This is a genomic window from Maribacter sp. Asnod2-G09, from assembly GCF_045063795.1.
Classification (GTDB): Bacteria; Bacteroidota; Bacteroidia; order Flavobacteriales; family Flavobacteriaceae; genus Maribacter.
In genome coordinates, this window is record NZ_JBEFOA010000005.1 from 32,759 (window position 1) to 52,514 (window position 19,756).

21 protein-coding genes and 1 other RNA gene are annotated in these 19,756 nt (G+C 35.5%); 12 read left to right on the top strand and 10 right to left on the bottom strand.

The window, feature by feature from the left end; translation table 11 throughout:
• Positions 1-66: 66 nt before the first annotated feature.
• From ACJJVT_RS12220 to ACJJVT_RS12245, 6 genes are all read left to right on the top strand, one after another.
• Positions 67-702: a hypothetical protein gene (locus ACJJVT_RS12220; protein ID WP_405399029.1), complete on the top strand. Its 636-nt coding sequence runs from the start codon at positions 67-69 to the stop codon at positions 700-702.
• Between the two features lie 21 nt (positions 703-723).
• Positions 724-1,014, top strand: a complete 291-nt coding sequence (locus ACJJVT_RS12225) for a winged helix-turn-helix domain-containing protein (RefSeq protein WP_405399032.1) — start codon at positions 724-726, stop codon at positions 1,012-1,014.
• Between the two features lie 55 nt (positions 1,015-1,069).
• Positions 1,070-1,522: a hypothetical protein gene (locus tag ACJJVT_RS12230; protein ID WP_405399033.1), complete on the top strand. Its 453-nt coding sequence runs from the start codon at positions 1,070-1,072 to the stop codon at positions 1,520-1,522.
• A gap of 127 nt (positions 1,523-1,649) precedes the next feature.
• A complete protein-coding gene (locus ACJJVT_RS12235; RefSeq protein WP_405399034.1) occupies positions 1,650-3,050 on the top strand; it encodes a DUF4173 domain-containing protein in 1,401 nt (466 codons plus the stop codon).
• A complete protein-coding gene (locus ACJJVT_RS12240; protein WP_405399035.1) occupies positions 3,047-3,343 on the top strand; it encodes a hypothetical protein in 297 nt (98 codons plus the stop codon). The genes ACJJVT_RS12235 and ACJJVT_RS12240 overlap by 4 nt, the downstream gene beginning before the upstream one ends.
• Before the next feature lie 11 nt (positions 3,344-3,354).
• Positions 3,355-3,747 (top strand): DUF2809 domain-containing protein, encoded by a 393-nt coding sequence (locus tag ACJJVT_RS12245; RefSeq protein ID WP_405399037.1) that lies wholly within the window; start codon positions 3,355-3,357, stop codon positions 3,745-3,747.
• Between the two features lie 14 nt (positions 3,748-3,761).
• On the opposite strand, the gene ACJJVT_RS12250 is transcribed toward ACJJVT_RS12245, so the two are convergent.
• On the bottom strand, positions 3,762-4,967 hold the full coding sequence (locus tag ACJJVT_RS12250) for an NAD(P)-dependent oxidoreductase (RefSeq protein WP_405399039.1): 1,206 nt from the start codon (positions 4,965-4,967) through the stop codon (positions 3,762-3,764).
• A gap of 176 nt (positions 4,968-5,143) precedes the next feature.
• Between ACJJVT_RS12250 and ssrA the strand changes: the two genes are divergently transcribed.
• Positions 5,144-5,543: a transfer-messenger RNA gene (gene ssrA, locus ACJJVT_RS12255) on the top strand.
• A gap of 214 nt (positions 5,544-5,757) precedes the next feature.
• Here ssrA and ACJJVT_RS12260 read toward each other — a convergent pair.
• Positions 5,758-6,162, bottom strand: a complete 405-nt coding sequence (locus ACJJVT_RS12260; protein WP_405399041.1) for a two-component system response regulator — start codon at positions 6,160-6,162, stop codon at positions 5,758-5,760.
• A gap of 621 nt (positions 6,163-6,783) precedes the next feature.
• Here ACJJVT_RS12260 and ACJJVT_RS12265 point away from each other — a divergent pair.
• The 4 genes from ACJJVT_RS12265 to ACJJVT_RS12280 all read left to right on the top strand — a co-directional run bounded on the left by ACJJVT_RS12265 (position 6,784) and on the right by ACJJVT_RS12280 (position 9,751).
• A complete protein-coding gene (locus ACJJVT_RS12265; RefSeq protein WP_073242711.1) occupies positions 6,784-7,014 on the top strand; it encodes a hypothetical protein in 231 nt (76 codons plus the stop codon).
• Between the two features lie 403 nt (positions 7,015-7,417).
• Positions 7,418-7,594 carry a hypothetical protein gene (locus ACJJVT_RS12270; RefSeq protein WP_405399044.1) on the top strand — a complete coding sequence of 59 codons (177 nt, stop codon included), beginning with the start codon at positions 7,418-7,420 and terminating at the stop codon, positions 7,592-7,594.
• 287 nt (positions 7,595-7,881) lie between these two features.
• Positions 7,882-8,082, top strand: coding sequence for a hypothetical protein (locus tag ACJJVT_RS12275; RefSeq protein ID WP_405399045.1), 201 nt, complete (start codon positions 7,882-7,884; stop codon positions 8,080-8,082).
• 304 nt (positions 8,083-8,386) lie between these two features.
• Complete coding sequence (locus ACJJVT_RS12280) at positions 8,387-9,751, top strand: exonuclease domain-containing protein (protein ID WP_405399047.1); 1,365 nt, start codon at positions 8,387-8,389, stop codon at positions 9,749-9,751.
• Positions 9,752-9,769: 18 nt separating this feature from the next.
• Here ACJJVT_RS12280 and ACJJVT_RS12285 read toward each other — a convergent pair whose 3' ends face one another.
• The 7 genes from ACJJVT_RS12285 to ACJJVT_RS12315 form a co-directional block, all read right to left on the bottom strand.
• Positions 9,770-11,179: a rhodanese-like domain-containing protein gene (locus ACJJVT_RS12285; protein WP_405399048.1), complete on the bottom strand. Its 1,410-nt coding sequence runs from the start codon at positions 11,177-11,179 to the stop codon at positions 9,770-9,772.
• A gap of 53 nt (positions 11,180-11,232) precedes the next feature.
• On the bottom strand, positions 11,233-12,981 hold the full coding sequence (locus tag ACJJVT_RS12290) for a SulP family inorganic anion transporter (protein ID WP_405399050.1): 1,749 nt from the start codon (positions 12,979-12,981) through the stop codon (positions 11,233-11,235).
• Positions 12,982-13,034: 53 nt separating this feature from the next.
• Positions 13,035-13,379: a TfoX/Sxy family protein gene (locus ACJJVT_RS12295; RefSeq protein ID WP_405399051.1), complete on the bottom strand. Its 345-nt coding sequence runs from the start codon at positions 13,377-13,379 to the stop codon at positions 13,035-13,037.
• Between the two features lie 3 nt (positions 13,380-13,382).
• Positions 13,383-14,156 (bottom strand): SOS response-associated peptidase, encoded by a 774-nt coding sequence (locus ACJJVT_RS12300; protein WP_405399053.1) that lies wholly within the window; start codon positions 14,154-14,156, stop codon positions 13,383-13,385.
• 27 nt (positions 14,157-14,183) lie between these two features.
• Positions 14,184-14,969 (bottom strand): aldose 1-epimerase, encoded by a 786-nt coding sequence (locus ACJJVT_RS12305; RefSeq protein ID WP_405399055.1) that lies wholly within the window; start codon positions 14,967-14,969, stop codon positions 14,184-14,186.
• Positions 14,962-16,257, bottom strand: coding sequence for a M20/M25/M40 family metallo-hydrolase (locus tag ACJJVT_RS12310; RefSeq protein ID WP_405399057.1), 1,296 nt, complete (start codon positions 16,255-16,257; stop codon positions 14,962-14,964). Before ACJJVT_RS12310 ends, ACJJVT_RS12305 begins: the two co-directional genes overlap by 8 nt.
• A gap of 76 nt (positions 16,258-16,333) precedes the next feature.
• Positions 16,334-17,575, bottom strand: a complete 1,242-nt coding sequence (locus ACJJVT_RS12315; protein WP_405399059.1) for an ABC transporter permease — start codon at positions 17,573-17,575, stop codon at positions 16,334-16,336.
• 3 nt (positions 17,576-17,578) lie between these two features.
• Between ACJJVT_RS12315 and ACJJVT_RS12320 the strand changes: the two genes are divergently transcribed.
• Positions 17,579-18,814, top strand: a complete 1,236-nt coding sequence (locus ACJJVT_RS12320) for an exo-beta-N-acetylmuramidase NamZ domain-containing protein (RefSeq protein WP_405401039.1) — start codon at positions 17,579-17,581, stop codon at positions 18,812-18,814.
• Here the strand turns inward: ACJJVT_RS12320 and ACJJVT_RS12325 are convergent.
• On the bottom strand, positions 18,803-19,675 hold the full coding sequence (locus ACJJVT_RS12325) for a sterol desaturase family protein (protein WP_405399060.1): 873 nt from the start codon (positions 19,673-19,675) through the stop codon (positions 18,803-18,805). The genes ACJJVT_RS12320 and ACJJVT_RS12325 overlap by 12 nt on opposite strands.
• Between the last annotated feature and the right edge of the window lie 81 nt (positions 19,676-19,756).

The following is a 19,756-nucleotide window of genomic DNA, read 5'->3' on the forward strand; positions in this document are numbered from 1 at the left end:
TTTTTGATTCAGCTTTGTTGAAGTTTCAGTTATTTAATTTAACTTTGAATTTCAAAGTACTTTAATATGGAGACGAATAAGTATCTAAACGATATTACCGAAATCAAGAATTTAATGAATCGTTCTTCACGGTTTATTTCCTTAAGCGGACTCTCAGGAGTACTTGCCGGGATCTATGCTTTGATCGGAGCTGGCTTTGCTTATGTTAAGCTAAAAGATACCTCAGCTGCCAATTATGAAAACTTTTCTGGTAGGTCTTCGTCACTTTGGGGTTCAGATACTGTTAGCGATCTAACTTTAATTGCTATTGCAGTTTTAGTGGCAGCAGTAATTACCGGTTTCATCATGACCTTGAAAAAGGCTAAAAAAAGTGGAGAGAAAATTTGGGACAGTACCAGCAAACGACTAGTATTCAATTTCGCTATTCCTTTAGTAGTTGGCGGGCTCTTTTGCTTGGTATTGATGCAGCAAGGCATCGCTGGTCTTGTGGCACCTGCTACCCTCATTTTTTATGGGCTAGCTTGTGTAAATGCTAGCAAGTACACCATGGGCGATGTTCGCTATATGGGTTTAGCTTTTATAGGAATCGGACTAGTTAGTACGCAATTTATAGGATATGGATTGTATTTTTGGGCTTTAGGGTTTGGCGTTTGCCACATTCTATATGGTGCATTAATGTATTATAAGTACGATAGAAATTAAGATCAGCCCAGCTATAGATAGATGAGTTTAATTGATAACATAAACAAAGCTTTTGACCACCGAATACGTTTGGGCATTATGTCTATTCTAATGGTGAACGATTATGCCGACTTTAAAATGTTGAAGGAGTTGCTGGGTGCAACAGATGGTAATTTAGCCAGCCACACTAAAGCACTTGAAAAGGAAGAATACATAAAAGTGGAAAAGCAATTTATAGGCAGAAAACCAAACACACGTTACTCTGCCACCCCACTTGGTAAAGCAGCGTTTAAGAAGCATATTAATGCTTTAGAAAAACTAATAGGTAATTAGTATATTTTTTTACCATTTTACTTTGAAATTCAAAGTACTTTTAAAATAAAAAATAATGAAGGCAGCAATTTTAGAAAAATTATATGATTGGAGTGTAGCACCCTATCAATACTTCAAGAAAAATGAAGCGTGGAAATACAATGCAAAAGAGTTAAAAGAGTACCCAAACGAATCTTTAGGTTATCACATGGGTAAATTTCTTATTGCCAACAGCTTTCAGTTGCAAGAAAAACTAGAGAGTCATGATGTATTTCATGTACTCACCGGAACAGGAATTACGGTACCCGATGAAATAAGTATGCAATTCTATTTATTGGGAAATGGAAAAAGAAGTCTTTACTTATTTACCGTCATATTAATAGGCTCTATACTGTATCCGGAGTATTGGAGGTTCTTTAAATCAAAATATAACTGCGGAAAATCTGCACTACCCTTTCATCAATTAGATTTTCAGAAACTGTTGCATCAACCCATCCAACGAATAAAGTCCACATTTTTAATTCCATAAAATCATGATACTAGGACCATCTCAAATTTCAAAATCCCGTAAGACAGTGCACCTCATTCTTGGTTACTACTTCTTATTAATAATCATAAAAATTAAATCACTATTAACCTTTTAAACACATCGCATTATGAATGTCCATATAAAATCACTCTTATCTGCCTTAGCCTTCAGTTTACTATTCTACAGCAAAAGCTTCGGTCTAAATCTATTCTTAATATCAATTTTAGTCGTAGTGCTTGTTTCTACCTTAAAAGAAACTAGAACCATGTCTTGGGGCTATGCACTAACCTATATTATTACCTCAGTCTTTATACTCATTAACCCAACGGGGTTTACCATATTTGTTCACTTCATGTCATTAATGGTATTTGTAGGCAAGTCCATTTCGAGCAAAACCTCTTTATACCTTTCTTGGCTACTTGGCTTTACTAATTTATTGGTTGCGTCTATCGCAAATTTCATTCAAAGACAAAATTCAGTAGAAGAAAAAGATGTAAAAAAAGAGACTTCACCAAAACTGTTGAACCGTTTAAAAGGTGGCTTCTTCGCTGGTGTTCTACTGATCTTATTTGCGATGCTTTATAAGAATGCGAATCCGGTTTTTGAAAATCTGGTAGATCAAATCTCTTTTGACTTTATAAGTATCCCTTGGGTATTCTTTACATTTCTAGGTTATGTTATATTTCTAAACATTTTACGTCCGTTAGATGCACAAGAATTAATAGCCGTCGATGCATCTCAGAAAAACGAATTGAAGACTCCGACTGAAATAGAAATTATCGGGCAAAAAAAGCAATTAGAAAGTGAACACACTTTAGGCTCCATCATTTTTATCGCCCTTAATTTTTTACTGGTATTCTTTTTAGTGACAGACGGTATTTACCTATTCCAAAAAACTGATATCTCAAATGCAGAATACTCGGCATCTGTTCACCAAGGGGTATATGCCTTGATGTTTTCTATCGTCTTAGCCATTATATTAATTCTTTATTTCTTTAGAGGGAATCTTAATTTTTACAAGGAAAATCAGCAACTAAAAACACTCACTTATGTATGGATTTCTTTAAATATTATACTCATCATCTTTACAACATTTAAGAACTTCACCTATGTTGAAGCCTTGGGTCTTACCTATAAGCGTATTGGGGTTTTCGTTTACCTTTTACTTACCCTTACCGGATTAATTACAGCCTATATTAAAGTGGCAGAAGTAAAAAGTTTCATTTATTTAGTACGTACCAATATTACTACGGTGTTTGCCTTTTTGGTAATCAGTGCTGCCATTCCTTGGGATAGAACTATTACCCATTTCAATTTAAGCACACTTGAAAACCCTGATATTCATTACCTCATCAATTTAGGAGAAACAAACAGTATTCAATTATATAACTATGCAAATGAGAAAGAAGTGAATTATGATCTCAAAATTAGTATTCAAGAAAAGTATGACGAATACATCACCTTACAATCAGAAAAAACTTGGCAAGAATATACATTTGCCCAACTAGCTAAAAACGATACCGAATGATGGTTTTATTTAAACATAAATGGAACCGTAGAATTTTGAGGGTAGTTTCATTGTATTTTCTACTCTCAACTTTACTACTGTGTATTGCCTTAATACCAGAAACCGAGTTCACTACCATTATAGGTATTATTGTATATCTCAGCTATATCGTCATTACCTGTATAGCGTTGATTATAATTTTGGTCAATGTACTTCGGTATTCTAGCGATATACAAGAGCATACTATGACGCTCATATTACTGATTATGAATTACCCAATAAGTATGCTATACCTCTATTTTTTAAACGCTTAACTATTCAACACATGAAATTCAAATTCAACCGTATCTATTTTATATACTTTCTTGTACTGCTAGCGATCGAAATCTTGATTGCCATATTCTTAAAATCCGGATTCATTCGACACACTTTCGGTGACTACTTGGTCGTCATTCTCATGTTTTTCTTTTTCAAATCTTTCGTAAAGGCAAATGATATTGCCATTGGTCTTGTCACATTATTAATAGCATATGCAATCGAATTTTTACAGCTAACAGAAATACTTAGTTATTTCGGACTAGAACATTCTAAATGGGCAAACTTAGTCTTCGGAAACTATTTTAGCATACAAGATTTATTGGCATATACCTTAGGTATACTTACCGTAACCAGTTTAGAAATCAAAAAACGTTTTCTATTAAAACATCCTATAAATTAAAATGAAATCAATCCTTATTCTTTACCATCAACATAATCTTGCAAGTATGCATAACGCTCGGTCAGCTTCCCATTTTGTGTCATTCTCGCTCTTTCTAGAACTCCGTCTTTATCGTTATTAAAGAAAGCAGGAATAACATTTTTTATAAAAGCATCACCAAAACCTTCACTTGCATCTCTAGGCAATTCGCAGGGCAAATTATCAACTGCCATAACCGCAATCGCATCAGCATTTGTAAAATCCGCTTCAGATTCTGATTCTGGGTGATATCCGTAAATGGGATCTGCAATTGTTGAGGGACGAATAGTAGAAGCTACCGGCCCGTCAATATCGCAACTTACATCGGCAACAACTTGAATTTTAAAATCTTCATGCTTGGCATCTTCACGGGTAAAAAGATACGGAGACCCTTGACCAAAATAATGACCCGCAATATAGAAATCACTCACCTTCGCAAATCTGAAAAAGTTAGATTTATATTCTTCTGGGTTCGCAAAAAAATCGGCTTTATTACCACGGACTCCGTCTTTACGTTTGTTATATTCGCCAGCATCAATTTGGCAATATACAGGCTCATTAAATGTCTCTTCTAGGTATTCGGTAACATTTACCCTTCTCATTCCCATGCCGTCTAGCATTTCTCTAGCGCCATTACCAACCCTACCTCTACCGGTAAGCAGTACTTTAATTGCAGGTAATCTTAATTTTTTTAGTTCATTTATTAAAGCCTCTTGATCTTCTAAATCGTTGGCTTTTGGTAATTGAAACAAACCAAATTTGAATCCGTATGCACGAAATCCGTTATAGGCACCCACAATACCAGCGTATCTACCAAAGGCAACAACACGTTGTTCTTGCTTGTTGGTAATTACCTCATGGTCGTACATTTCAATATTCTTCTCTAATATAGCTTGAAGCAAATCTCTATTATAAGGTTGCTTTTTAATGGTATGTGAAAAGAAAAAGTACTTTTTATTCGGAATTAGCTCATCTATCGGCACCTCTTTAACACCTAATAGTACTTCGCAATTATTCATTTCATCGGCTACCGATATGCCCAAAGCTTTATAGGCATCATCGGCATACGCTCTAATAGACGAAGGTTCTACAATAATTTCAGCCTTAGGAAATGTATTTAAGACTTTTTGACATGCTTTTGGAGATAGAACAACACGCTTATCTGGCGGATTCTTACGTTCTCTGATGATTCCGAACTTCATATGGGTTTGGTATAAATATTGCACTAAATTATACAATTAGAAACACTTGGCTTCGGTCAAAATAAAAATTATATGGGATCGTAAAGTTTTGTTAGCTTTGCTGCCCACTATTTAATAGTTAAATTCGATTGAATCGACGCAGCTATTATTTAGATTAGGAAGTTCTTTTACATATTGGGGCCGACCGGTTTTGACAGCGAGACCAGTTGGAATGTAAGCATGTCGAGCGCTGGGAAACAGCTCGTTAATCTCATTTTTCACACTTTTAATTGGCGAAAATAATTACGCTCTTGCCGCTTAATCTGAATTATAGTAAGATTAGCCTCGTCCCTACCAGGTAGGGAAGCGAGATGTTCCTGAATAGCCCTTGTTGATGGCGATTCTTATAGGAGCACCAGAAAAGTCAACATAAGGGTGTCCGCTCACTTTGGCGACACCACCAAAATCTTAAGAAGATAAGTGTGTATTGGGCGGTTTCTGGTCAGGTACGCATCGAAAATTAATCAGATTCTAAGCATGTAGAAAGCATTTTAATTGCTTGTTTGGACGAGGGTTCGAATCCCTCCGGCTCCACGATCACCCACAACTGTATTGTGGATGAAAATAAAAAATCCCATCAAGTTCACTTGTTTGGGATTTTTGTTTTTATACACCAAGGCTTTTTTTAGCCTTGACAGTTGTATTTGCAAAACGGAAGCTTTTGGGAACACCGTAAGGTAATCCTCCGGCTCCACAAATAAAAACCACCTTTAGGGTGGTTTTTTTCGTTACACCCTCTAGGTTAGAATTTTTATGATGCAATTTTACCCATAGATATGATATCAGTAAGGTTTTTAGCAATTAGGGGTTTTGAGATAAAATCACGAACCATTTCATAACTTCTACCTTTTTCAATTTCTATTGCATCAAAATGCGAACTCACAATATATACCTTTGGTATGTTACTAAAAGTTAGTTTTTGAAATTTATCTAAAAACTCCCAACCGTTCATTACTGGCATATTTAAATCTAATAAGATAATATCGGGCATTTTCTGTCCGTTTTTCAGAAGCGTTGTTAAACTATTTAAAGCCTCATAACCATCTTCATAAACCAGAATATTAGCACTCACAAAGTTATTGTGATTCAAAAGAATTTTAGTGCCATAAACACAAATGGGGTCGTCGTCTATAATACAAACTGTGTCGATTTTCATAGCAATTATTTTTTTGATACTACTTTATATAATAAATATACGTTATAATAATTTTAACAAGATAAAACTTACAAAATAATTTTACAAAAAAATGGTATTTATCACATAAAGGTCAATTTTAAGTATATAAAAACTTATCCTGAAACATGAAACAAACTCATTACCAGCTATTTATTACCGATAATTCATAGAAACCAAAAACCAACACAACGGGATTTCGAAGAAATGATGCATCTAATCTTAATATGATAAGAAAATAATTGATGAAAGAATACGCTAGTTTTTAATTATCGAATGAAAATCTTATTTAATTACACCAAATAAGGAGCACCTCCATTTGCATTAAAAAAAAACGTTCAACTTGCTTTTATACAATACTACTCAAAAATCAACTTAAATATAAAAAAACAAGATTGTGAATTCAGCTCATTAGTTAACTATAGCTAATACTATATATGTACTTTCTTATTTACAGATTCTTAATAACTATTTAAAACCAACCAAAATATAGCTTTAAAACAAATGTGAATTACATTGTTATCAACATGCTCATATCTATTTCAATAAATTACCTATTTGAAACACTTTTTTATTTATTTTTGGATTCTACCAAAACCAACCATGACCGAAAATATAAGACAAATGTTCAGTAAAATGAACGACGAAACTCGCGATGAAGCGCTACTTCTCTTGAAGTCTGAGTTTAATTTAGAAAGTACCAAGTTCGTTAAGAAAAACTGGATTATTGGCGGTCGCATACCTGAAAAAAATCAAGAAAAAATAGTTCAGATCTTTCAGAACCTTCTTAGAACTCAGGTTTTTAAAATCAATGAGATTAGAGTTCAACTTTAATTTACACGCAAAACACCACTTTACTTCTCCTCTAATTTCGAGCATAAAAAAACCGACACACATATGAGGATGCATCGGTAGTTCTACTAACTCAAAACGTACTCTAAACTCGATACAAAGATGCATTCATTTATTAAGTTGAAGTTTACCTAAACATCAAGGTAAGTTTAAATTCTTTGCACTCCGTCTAGTCTATATTGTAATCAACCATTCCTCATTCCCTAACAAGTAAAAATAGCCCTCTTAACTTTATCATTTATAATATACCCGTTATTGGGTATTGTTTAGATGTACGCCTACTTCTATTTTTAACCAACATATACTATGGCAAGTAAAGTAAAGTGAATTGTTTGTTGTAAAAAATCTGTCCTCCCCACAAGAGGGCAGATTTAAATTAAGAAATATGCAAAGGCAAAAAGAAGAATTACAAATTTTGGCAAAGTTGGGCGAACGAAAAATAAAATCGTTGAAGACAAGCTATGAACTTACCGAATCTGAACTTCTATTGATTATTAAGCTACATTATAAATACGCTCATGGTAAAAAGACCGATGCTTTTAAAACATTTAACATTTTTTAGACCAAGCCCTTCATGGAAATTGTTGATCGAAATCGGGGGAAATAGAGAAACAAGGAAAATGAAGGGCTTGATTTATTATTTATTTCATAAAAAATTCAACACTATCTTATATACAATATAAGTCAATACACTTATATTATGTGGCATTTATATTATCAACAATAGGTGTTAATAATATTTATGTGCATTTCATCGAATAAAACCAACTTTTCGTCGTTAATGAATAAAGTTTAAATATTTTCGAAATGCGCTAATAAAATAGCGAGATAATTTTTACCACCAATTACATGAAATTATACCCTACCAAAACCTTTTTCGTCCCTGTAGCAGCCATTATTTTTCTATTAAGTTTATCTTCTTGCGGGAAAGATTATGACCTAGTTTCAGAATACGTAGTACGAGATAACGCTGAAAAAGTAATATCAAACAATACCACCGACAGCAACAATTTTGGGGTAGCGGTTATTGATAATGTGAGTGTAAAATAGAAATAAGAAATAGGCACCGTTTTTTATACCGCTTGTTCACCTTCTATTAACACCAATCTATTTCAAATTGAATTAAAAGCTAGAAATCTTATTTAGCTATTTTTGTACACCACAATCTTTACACTTTAGGAACCACTTTATCTTACTAGGAATCAAAAGTGGATACACGCAACACTTGTTCACAGATACGTTCAAGTAACCTTGTACACATTTACATTTTAGCCTAATGCTAAACCTATTAGAGATGCACCTTTATTAATGCATTTTCTACTAACTTTGCAGTACTAAATACATTCTTCTCTTTTTGTACACGATAATTGACATAGAAACTACCGGAAACGGTATAAAGGGTAATCGTATTACCGAAATTTCCATTTTCAAATATGATGGTCACGAGGTTGTTGATGAGTTTACCTCGTTGGTGAATCCGGAATGTGCGATACCTGCTTATATTACCGGACTCACTGGTATTGACGATGACATGGTACGAAATGCTCCGTTATTAGAAGAACTGATTCCGCAGATTGTAGAAATTACCAAAGACACCATTTTTGTGGCGCATAGTGTCAATTTCGATTATAACGTCATCAAAAACGAGTTTAAATTATTAGGTCATGACTTCTCTAGAAAGAAACTATGTACCGTTCGTTTATCAAGAAAATTATTACCTGGCTACAATTCGTACAGCTTAGGTAAATTAACGGCTGCCTTAGGTATTCCTTTAACCGATAGACACCGCGCAAGAGGTGATGCCCATGCCACGGTACTTTTATTCCATAAATTACTGAGAGCCGAAAATGCCGATACTGTTTTCAAACAATTCTTGAATTCAAAATCTCAAGAAGCTACTTTACCACCTGGATTACCAAAAGAAGAATATTTAAAACTACCGACTACTGCTGGTGTATATTACTTTAAAGACAGTAAGGGTAAAATTATCTATGTTGGTAAAGCCAAAAATATTAAGAAAAGAGTACTTGGTCATTTTTATGACAAAAAAACAAAAGAAATTACGCTCTGTGCAGAAACTACATCATTAGATTTTGAGGAAACTGGTAATGAACTGATTGCCCTACTGAAAGAATCTGCTGAGATTAAACACCACTACCCTAAATACAACAGTGCTCAGAAAAGATCGATTCAACAATACGGCATTTTTACTTACGAAGACCGAAACGGCATTATACATCTTGCGTTCAATAAAATTAAGATGACTCCGAATCCTGTTGCTATTTGTTATAGTCCGACCGAAGCCAGACAGTTTTTAGAAACCCTGTGCAGTACTTTTGAACTTTGCCCTAAGTATTGTCATCTACAAGAAAATGTAGCTGTATGCTCGCATTACAAAATCAAACAATGCATAGGTATTTGTTCTGATTTAGATATGGTAGCGGCATACAACCAACGGGTACAAGAAGCCTTACAAAGCATAAAAGATGTAGAAGCAACGCTGGTTATCAAAACCAACGGCAGAACTATGGATGAAAACGGATTTGTAGTTATCAGAGAAAATAATTATGCCGGTTACGGCTTCGCGCCTACCGATGTTACCATAGCACAAATTGAAGATCTTGAAATGTTCATTACGCCACAAAAAAATACGCTGGAAACCCAGCGTATTGTTGAAAGCTATGTAAGAAATAATCCTACTGCCGTATTTGCATTATAAGCTCAGTATTACAACTACTTATAAAGTGGTCGGACAGACATAATCTGTCTTCTCTAAATCTTCATTTTTCAGTGCTCCGTATCCGCCTTTTACATCAATAAGATTATGGATGCCGCGACTCTTTAAAATAGACGATGCTATAACAGAACGGTATCCGCCAGCACAATGCACTAAAAATTCTCCCTTCTCAGGAAATTCAGATAAATGCTTGTTCAGTTCGCTCAACGGTGTATGAACAGCACCTACCAAATGTTCACTTAGGTATTCCCCATCTTTACGAACATCAAAAATACCGACATTGCCTTTATCGATTAGGTCTTTAGCTTCTGATGAAGTAATTGAGGTTATTTGGTCTATTTCTTTACCTGCCGCTTTCCAAGCTTCAATTCCACCTTTTAAATATCCAATAGCAGAATCAAAACCTACACGCGATAATCTGGTGATTGCTTCTTCTTCCTTACCTTCAGGTATCACCAATAACAAAGGTTGTTTGGTATCGGCAATTAAATCACCCACCCACGGAGCAAAATCACCATTAAGTCCGATAAATATGGATCTTGGTATATGTCCTTTTACAAATTCGTCTTGGTGTCTTACATCCAACACCAAAGCTTCCGTATCGTTCGCTGCTTTTTCAAACTCATTGGGTGATAACTCAACATTACCACGATCAAGCACATCACCAATATCTTCATAACCTTCCTTATTCATCTTTACGTTCAAAGGAAAATATTTAGGCGGTGGCAACAACCCATCGGTTACTTCTTTTACAAATTCTTCTTTGGTCATATCTGCCCTTAAGGCATAATTCATATTCTTCTGATTTCCCAAGGTATCCACTGTTTCCTTCATCATATTCTTACCACATGCAGAACCTGCTCCGTGCGCAGGATATACAATAACACCATCTGCCAACGGCATAATTTTAGTTCGTAAACTATCAAACAGCGTACCTGCTAATTGCTCTTGTGTCATGTCTGCAGATTTCTGTGCTAGATCTGGTCTTCCTACATCTCCCAAAAACAAGGTGTCCCCAGAAAAAATCGCATGGTCTTTACCATTTTCATCTCGCAACAAATAGGTAGTACTCTCCATAGTATGCCCTGGTGTATGCAACACCTTGAACGTAATCTTACCCAATTTAAATTCTTGTCCGTCTTCGGCAATAATAGCATTAAAAGAAGGGTTTGCGGTAGGACCGTAAATTATAGGCGCACCAGTTTCCTTTGATAAGGTTACATGACCGCTAACAAAATCTGCATGGAAATGTGTTTCAAAAATATACTTGATTTTTGCATTATCATTTTCGGCTCTTTTCACATACGGACTCACCTCACGCAATGGATCAATAATAGCTACTTCACCATCACTCTCAATATAATATGCTCCTTGAGCCAAACAACCAGTATATATCTGTTCTATATTCATTCTACACTTTTTTATTTTTAAAATATCTCTTAACCTTTAAGGTACGGATTTATTTATTTTAGGCTTCTTTTCGCTCTAGCCATTCTGCTATTTTCATAAGCTACTTTTGCAGCCAATAATGAAATTTCATTTGGATTCTCGAAAAAATCAACGGCTTCTTTCGTTTTTACGAATAAAAACTCTCGCTGCAATTCTTTGATTATACCCGTATTAAAAATGATATCTCGTGTGGGTCCTATTGCTCCTGCAATAAAAAATTGAAGTCCTCTTTCACGAATATCATGTATTAACTTCGATAGCATATCTGCCGCGGTAGCATCTATATAATTTATAGATTCTGCATTCAGAATTATTCCTTTTAACTGAGGCCCCTTTGCTTTGATATGCTTTAATAACTGCTTTTTAAAATACGCTGAATTACCAAAGTACAATTGCGAATCAAATCGAACTATTAATAGATCATCACGCACTACCACCTCATCTGCAAAACGAATTACATTTTTGTAATAGTCGGAATTACCGATATTACCAATCTCCACAAAGTGCGGTTTAGATGTTCTATATACCATCAACAATAAAGAACACAAAACCCCGATTAAAATTCCTTGCGTAATCCCCACAAACAGCGTAATCAGAAATGTAATCAACATAACAAAAAACTCATCTTTACGGTTGAGCCATAAATGTTTAAAGTAGGCAATATCTATAAGTTTTACTACGGATACCATAATGATACTCGCCAAAATAGCATTGGGTAAATACTGAAACAAAGGAGTTAAAAACAATAATGTCAATACCACCAGAACAACACTGAAAATTGCGGACAAGTTGGTTTTAGTACCAGCTTCATAGCTAATTGCCGATCTAGAAAAGCTTGCCGTTACCGGATAACCTTGAAAAAAAGAACCCACAATATTTGAAGAACCAATAGCAATTAATTCTTGATTTGCATCTATAGTATCTTCGCCTGTTTTATCTTCTATAGCCTTACCAATAGAAATCGCTTCTAAATAACCAACTAATGCCAAAGCAATGGCGATAGGCGCTAATTTTTCCATATCTACAACATCAAATGAAGGCATAACAAAGGATGGGAATCCACTAGTAACTTCACCAACCAGCTTTATGCCGTAAAGATCTAATTGAAATAGATAAACAGCCAATATACCTAACACCACTATTATTAAAATTCCCGGTATATTTTTATTCCACTTTTTAAAACCTAAAAGAAGAACAATACCAACCAAACCAATACTAAAGTCTACCCAATTGATATCGCCTAGTTTATAAAAGATATTAAATATGGTCTCATAGATTTTATTACTTCCTGCCACGGAAACACCCAATAAATGCTTCAGCTGACTAAGCACTATTATTATTGCTGCAGCAGAGGTAAATCCACTAATAACAGGTTTGGAAAGAAAATTAACTAGAAAACCCATACGAAGCACCCCTAGAATAAACTGAATTGCACCAACCATTAAGGTGAGCAAAACAACCATTGTAATATAGTTTTCTACTCCTGTAATTGCCAAAGTTCCTAATCCTACAGCTACCAAAAGTGAATCCATAGCAACAGGACCAACGGCTATTTTTCTTGAGGTACCCAATAAGGCATATGTAAGTATAGGCAACAGAGAGGCATACAGCCCATGAACCGGTGGAAGTCCAGCAATCATAGCATACGCCATACCTTGTGGTACCAATACGATACCCACGGTAAGACCAGCCAACAAATCTTTTATGAAGTAAGCTTTTTTATAGGTTGAAACCCATTCCAAAAAAGGGAAAATGTTTTTCACTTTGTAAATTTAATCAATTCAGAGGGCACTAATGCCAAATTAAAACGATAACATTAGGCATTCAAAAGCCTATTAAATTCCAAAGCTTTATCTACCCAAAAATCAAGATCATCTTCAGCATCAAATCCATCTGGACCAACGAATAGAAAACCGCGCAAGGGTTTGCCCGTAAAGTCCATTGGTCTGCTACCAGGTTTATTTAGTAGTTCTTCATAATTTAATTTACACACCCTGACCATTAATTTATCTTCTTCGGTTTTCTTATCGAACATGATGCCCAAACACATTTTACCATTGACCATGAATGTGAGACCACCCATCATTTTCTTCTCTTCAATCAGGCCTTTTCCTTTTAACCTTGGTCTTACCCTATCTGCCAAATACTCACTATATGCCATAACCTAGAAATCAAGTTCTTCCGGTTCAAGCTCATTGTATACTACTTCTTGCGTAACTGATTCTATATTTCCTTTATAGCTTTTACCACGAAGTTTGCCTACGGTATGCGCTTGCAATGCTATATTGTTATTAGAGCTTAGCAGCCCTTTTAATTCCTTTTGAAAATCTGCGGATGAAGTTAGCCACTGCTGCTCCAAATCTTCAGAAAGCATTAAAGGCATACGAGGTTCTTTCAATTTTGGGTTGTTATGAATTTTAGCCATCATACCATTACCTTTTGTGGTTACAATTGAGAATGAATTTATGATTCCACCATGCTCAGGATGTATCCACTCAGACCATAAAGCAGCCAATGCTAATGGTTCATTATTTTTTCGATGGATGAAAAACGGATAGGTATTATTATTAAAATGGTGATGCTCGTAAAATCCGTCTACATAAAAAATACAGCGTTTTTCATTAGCAGCATCTCTAAAAGAAGGTTTGTCAAAAATGGTTTCGACCCGAGCGTTCAAGGTACTGTTCCAAATTTTCTTTTGTTGTTCAACACTATTTACCCAATGCGGAATAAGACCCCAAGTAGCTACCATAGGGTAAAACGGGTCTTCGTTTGTATAGATTAAAACCTCAGGATGCGAAAACCCCGATGCATGGTGAAGCGGTAAATCTGTCAACGGCCCCAATTTTTCAACGATTTCTTCAATCGCCTTTAAATCTTGACTTCTCTTTGCCCTTTTTAACTGCGCCTCTAAGCTGGTTTTTACATCATAGCACATACACTACTTTTAGTGATGAATTTTAAACTATACCGGTTTTAACGCTACAGCAAAAATTGCAGACTCATCCTTTAATACCATAAAGCCTTCAGCTAAATCATCTTGTTCCACAGCATACGGATAGAATGTTATGGGCTCTATACAGACCATATTCGGTACCTCTGTCCAAAGCATAAAATGACTAAAACCTTCGGATGTTATTTGTAGCGATTTCTCATCTTGTAAAGTAATAACATCGGTATTTGGCACTTGTAATGCCCTACTACCAACTTCCATCACCTCTGGTATGGTAATGTTTTGTTCTCCGGTAGAAATAATAGCATTATTGCTATGCAACATAAATGCAGGGTGATAGCCCAACATAAAAGGCATGCCCTCTTCACCAGAAATTGAAAATGTAACCACCAAGGAATTGTCTTTTAATTCAAACGACTTTACAAACTCAAAATCATAAGGCCAGCTCAATTTCTCTGCGGTAGATTTTTTTGGGTATTTTGAATTTAAAACGGCTGTATATGCTGCATATTTTTTAGAGAATACAGCTTTACTTGCTGAGCTTTCCATCAACTTATATTTCATTTCACGAAGCAAACCGTGCTGATCTTGAGTGGCAAAACCTTTAGGAGTTTTCACTTTAAAATCTGCCTCATTTGTTGGGCCGATCAACGGGAACATTTCAGTATCTACACTACGCCACCCAGGGTTTCCTTTTTGGTGCATAAATTCATAACCAGAAACTTGGTAGCCTACCAATTCTCCCGCTTCAATTGTCACTTGTTGTTCACCTACTTTTAATGTTGTTATATTACTCATTTATCAATCTATAAATTAATAATGCTGTTCTTTTCGTTAATGCTTCAATAGTATTCAAATTCACTGTTTCTTCGGGAGTGTGAGCTGCATTACCCATAGTACCCAATCCGTCTAAGCAATCTACATACTCCGCCACAAAAGAAGTATCTGCCGCACCTCTTTTACCCGGGTCGTATGCCAAAACTTCACCTTGTTTTAAATCTAAACTCACCTTGTTCAATTTTGTCAATAATGCCTTATTACCTTCTGTTGGTTGCATTGCCGGGTAACTATCTTTGAAAGTTACTGTTGCAGATGTATGTGGCAAATTATTCGCCACTATGGTTCGCATATTTTCACGAGCGCGTTCTTTTTGTTCTTCTGATATAAAACGTAATCCGCCACGGACTTCTGCTTTTTGCGCCACTACATTAGTCTTGCCAAAAACAGTTCCCTTACTGGTCATTTCATCGAATTCCACAAAAGTACCACCAACCAGAGTCCCCGGATTAAAGGTCAATAAATCTTCTCCTCTTACATCTGTATAAAATCCGTTTAATATTCTAGACATTTCAAAAATCGCCCCTGCACCTGTGTCTTCACTAAAAATACCAGATGAGTGTGCTCTCTTACCCTCTACTTCAACTTTCCAACCAGAAGAACCTCTACGGGCAACGGTTGCATAATTGAAACCAGTAGAGTTTTCAAAACCTAAACCTATGTCACTTCTTTTGGCAGCTTCAATTAAATCGTGTCTACTTTTTTCTAACGGACTACCTGTACTTTCTTCATCACCCGTAAAGGCTACAATAATTTGAGCATCATTTAGCAATCCGTTTTGTTGTAATGCTTTTAGCGCATATAACACTATAACATCGCCACCCTTCATATCATTACCACCTGGTGCATGTGCGATAGAATCGTTCACCATTTCAAAGGTTTGAAACGGACTATCTTCTTCAAAAACCGTATCAAGATGACCAATTAGTAATAACTTCTTTCCTTTGGTGCCTTTTATTTCAGCAAACAAATGTCCCGCCCTATTCATTTCTTCGGGCATAGGTATCCAAGTACTTTCAAAACCTATATCTGTGAACGCAGAAGCAAATTCTTGCCCTACCATTTCAACACCTTTAAGATTTAAGGTTCCGCTATTAATGTTTACGACTTTTTCTAAAAATGAAATTGCCTCGGCATTATTTTGCTCGATAGCTTTTACAACCTTCTTCTCGTTCTTTGAAAGTTTCTGTGCATTGACACCTGTCAATAAAAACACAGCAATTAGGGTAAGTAGTAGTTTTTGATGCATGTGGTCTGTTTTACATCAAATTTACCAAAAAGGGGTCTAATCGAAGATTAATTCCGAAATAAGCTATTGAAAAAAATTACTCAAACCGAATAGCTTTTACCGGTGTTATTCTTGTAATAATGTATGATGGGATCAAAAGCATCAATAAACAAAGAAGCAATACTCCCGCATTTAAAAGAAGAATGGTCCACAAATCTATACTTACAGGTATGTACTCAATGTAGTATTCTTTCGGATTCGGAAATTTGAACACACGAAACTTATCTTGTATAAAAATAACACCCAGACCAATAAGATTACCCCAGAACAACCCAACTGCAATAAGGTAGGCTGCATTATACAAAAACACCTTTCTAATACTCCAATTGTTACTGCCCAACGCTTTTAGAATACCGATCATTGGCGTACGTTCTAATATTAAAACCAATAATGCGGTAATCATATTTATACCACCAACAATGATCATGATACCTATAATGAGTGCGATATTAAAATCGAACAAGCCTATCCATTCAAATATTTTATAGTACTTGTCTTTTATAGTTTTGGTATCTAAACTGGCTACTGTTTCACCATAGATTTCATTCGCTTTTTGATCAATATCATCAAAACTATTTAGGAAGATTTCAAAATTACCCACTTCGGTATCTTTCCATTTATTCATGCGCTGTATATGGCGTATGTCTGTAAAAATATAGAGTCCGTCAATTTCTTCAAATCCGCTATCGTAAATTCCGGTAATGGTAAACTTTCTCTGGTTGGGTATTTTATCGGCTGCATCATCCCGCAAGAAAAAGGTAAAGAAAGAATCTCCCACTTTTAAGTTCAACCGATTTGCCATTATTCTTGAAATAAGCACATCAGAATTTAGCTCTCCTGAATAATCAGGTAAAACACCTTCAATCAAAAACTCATCGAACGGTTCCCAATTATATTCTTTGCCGACACCCTTGGCTATAATACCTTCAAAGGTTTCTTCAGTACGGATAATACCAGCCTTAGTAGCCACAGCTTGTATATGCACAATACCATCTACCATATTGAAGTCCGGATAAAACTCTTGCTCCGTACTCACCGGCACAACAGAAACTTCCGAATTATTATTGTCGTAATTATAGATTTGAACGTGACCGTTGAAAGCTGTTACTTTTTCCCGAATTTTCTCTTTTAAACCACCGCCTGTAGCAATGGCGACCAACATCATGATAACCCCTATTGCAATTGCTGCAATGGCTATTTTTATTATTGGTGCAGATATGCTAATTTTATGCTCCTTACCCTTTATAAGCCGTTTGGCGATAAAATATTCTAGATTCAAATGATGTTATTTTTATCCAATTTCAAAAGTACAGTTTTATTATGGTTTTTGGTATTGGCTACCTGCGGAAACGAAACCAAAGAGCAAGCCATTACCACATCACCAACCGATGAACCTCAAATAGAACAAGAAGCAAAAAAAATTGTAGTCGCTGCTAATCGTACAGAGGCATATATTCCGCTTTTAAAAGGAAAAAAAATAGCTGTTGTAGCTAACCAGACCAGTGTTATTTTCAAACCAGAAGGACATACACATTTGGTAGATAGTCTTCTTTCTTTAAATGTAGATATTAAACACGTATTTGCCCCAGAACACGGATTTAGAGGGAATTTTGATGCAGGTGAGCACGTAAACAATAGTAAGGACATTAAAACAGGACTGGATTTAATATCATTACATGGTAAAAACAGAAAACCAAGTCAAGAGCAATTAGAAGGTGTAGATTTAGTTGTATTCGATATACAAGATGTAGGCGTTCGTTTTTATACCTATATATCTACCATGCAATTGGTGATGGAAGCTTGTGCGGAAAAAGGAATTCCTGTTTTAGTTTTGGACCGCCCTAACCCGAACGGTCATTATGTAGATGGTCCGACTATGGAAGCTGCAAACACCTCTTTTCTAGGGATGACTGAAATTCCGTTAGTGTACGGAATGACCATTGGTGAATATGCAAACATGATCAATGAAGAGAATTGGTTAGAAGGTGATAAGAAAGCCGACTTAACTGTGATACCTTTAGAAAACTGGACATATGAAAGTTTCTATAGTTTACCAATTAGACCTTCTCCTAATTTACCAAATGACACTTCTATTACGCTATACCCTAGTTTAGGAATGTTTGAAGGCACTAATATTAATGCCGGTCGTGGAACGGAGTTTCAGTTTCAACGCTACGGAGCTTCATTTTTAGACGTAAAGGTGTATGATTTCACCTATATTCCAGAGCCAAATTTTGGTTCTAAATACCCAAAGGAAGAAGGAAAATTATGCTACGGTAAAGACTTATCTAAAGCTGAGCGTATGAACGAGGTTACTATGGATTATATTATTGACGCCTATACCAATAGCGTAGATAAAAGTAAATTCTTTCTAACTAGCGGATTCACCAAACACGCTGGTAACGATAGACTTCAAAAACAAATTGAAGCCGGTGCAACCAATGCCGAAATAAAAGCGACTTGGCAAGATGACATTGAAAAGTTTAAAAAGATAAGAGCAAAGTATCTACTTTACTAAAGGCTGTTCATTTACAATTTCTGTAAGGTCACTACCATCTGTAGTTGGTTTTCTATAACCCACAAAAGGATATTTCAACAACGAGCTAATTTGTCCGTTTGCAACCTCATCTGGGAAAGTGTCCACACCATAAACGATTTTCTCTCTATCTAAATGCATGTAGGTGCCGAATAAACGATCCCACCAAGAAAATATGTTTCCGTAATTACTATCTGTATATGGCAATACATAGTGATGGTGCACTTTATGCATATCTGGTGAAATCAGCACCCAACTTAAAGCTTTGTCTACACTCTTTGGCAATTTAATGTTGGCATGATTAAATTGAGACAATACTACCGAAAGACTTTGGTACAACATAATTATACCTACAGGAGCACCAACTACAAAAACCCCCACCAAAGTAAAAATATATCGAATTAAACTCTCTAAAGGGTGGTGTCTATTCGCAGTAGTCGTATCTACATTATGATCCGTATGATGCACCAAATGTACCATCCACAGTGGTTTTACACGATGCTCTACCAGATGGGCCAAATAGGCTCCTATTAAATCTAATAAAGCAACACCTAAAAATACATACGCCCACAAAGGCATTTCTGGTAACCAATTAATAATTCCGAATTCATTGGCAACTGCCCAATCAGAAGTTTTTAATAATAAAAATGCTAGTGGAAAGTTGATAACTATAGTGGTCAATGTAAAAAAGAAATTAGGCAGCGAATGTTTCCATTTGTTATAGCTACCATTAAATAAGGGTACAATACCTTCTAGTATCCAAAAAAAAGTAATTCCTCCAACTAAAATAAGTGATCTGTGGGCTGCAGGGATTGATTCGAAATAAGTTATGATTTGTTCCATTAAATGAGGGAGTCGTTTAAGTTATGAGCCGCGAAAAAATATTCTAATACCTAATTATTGTATCATCAATAAAGAATGTGA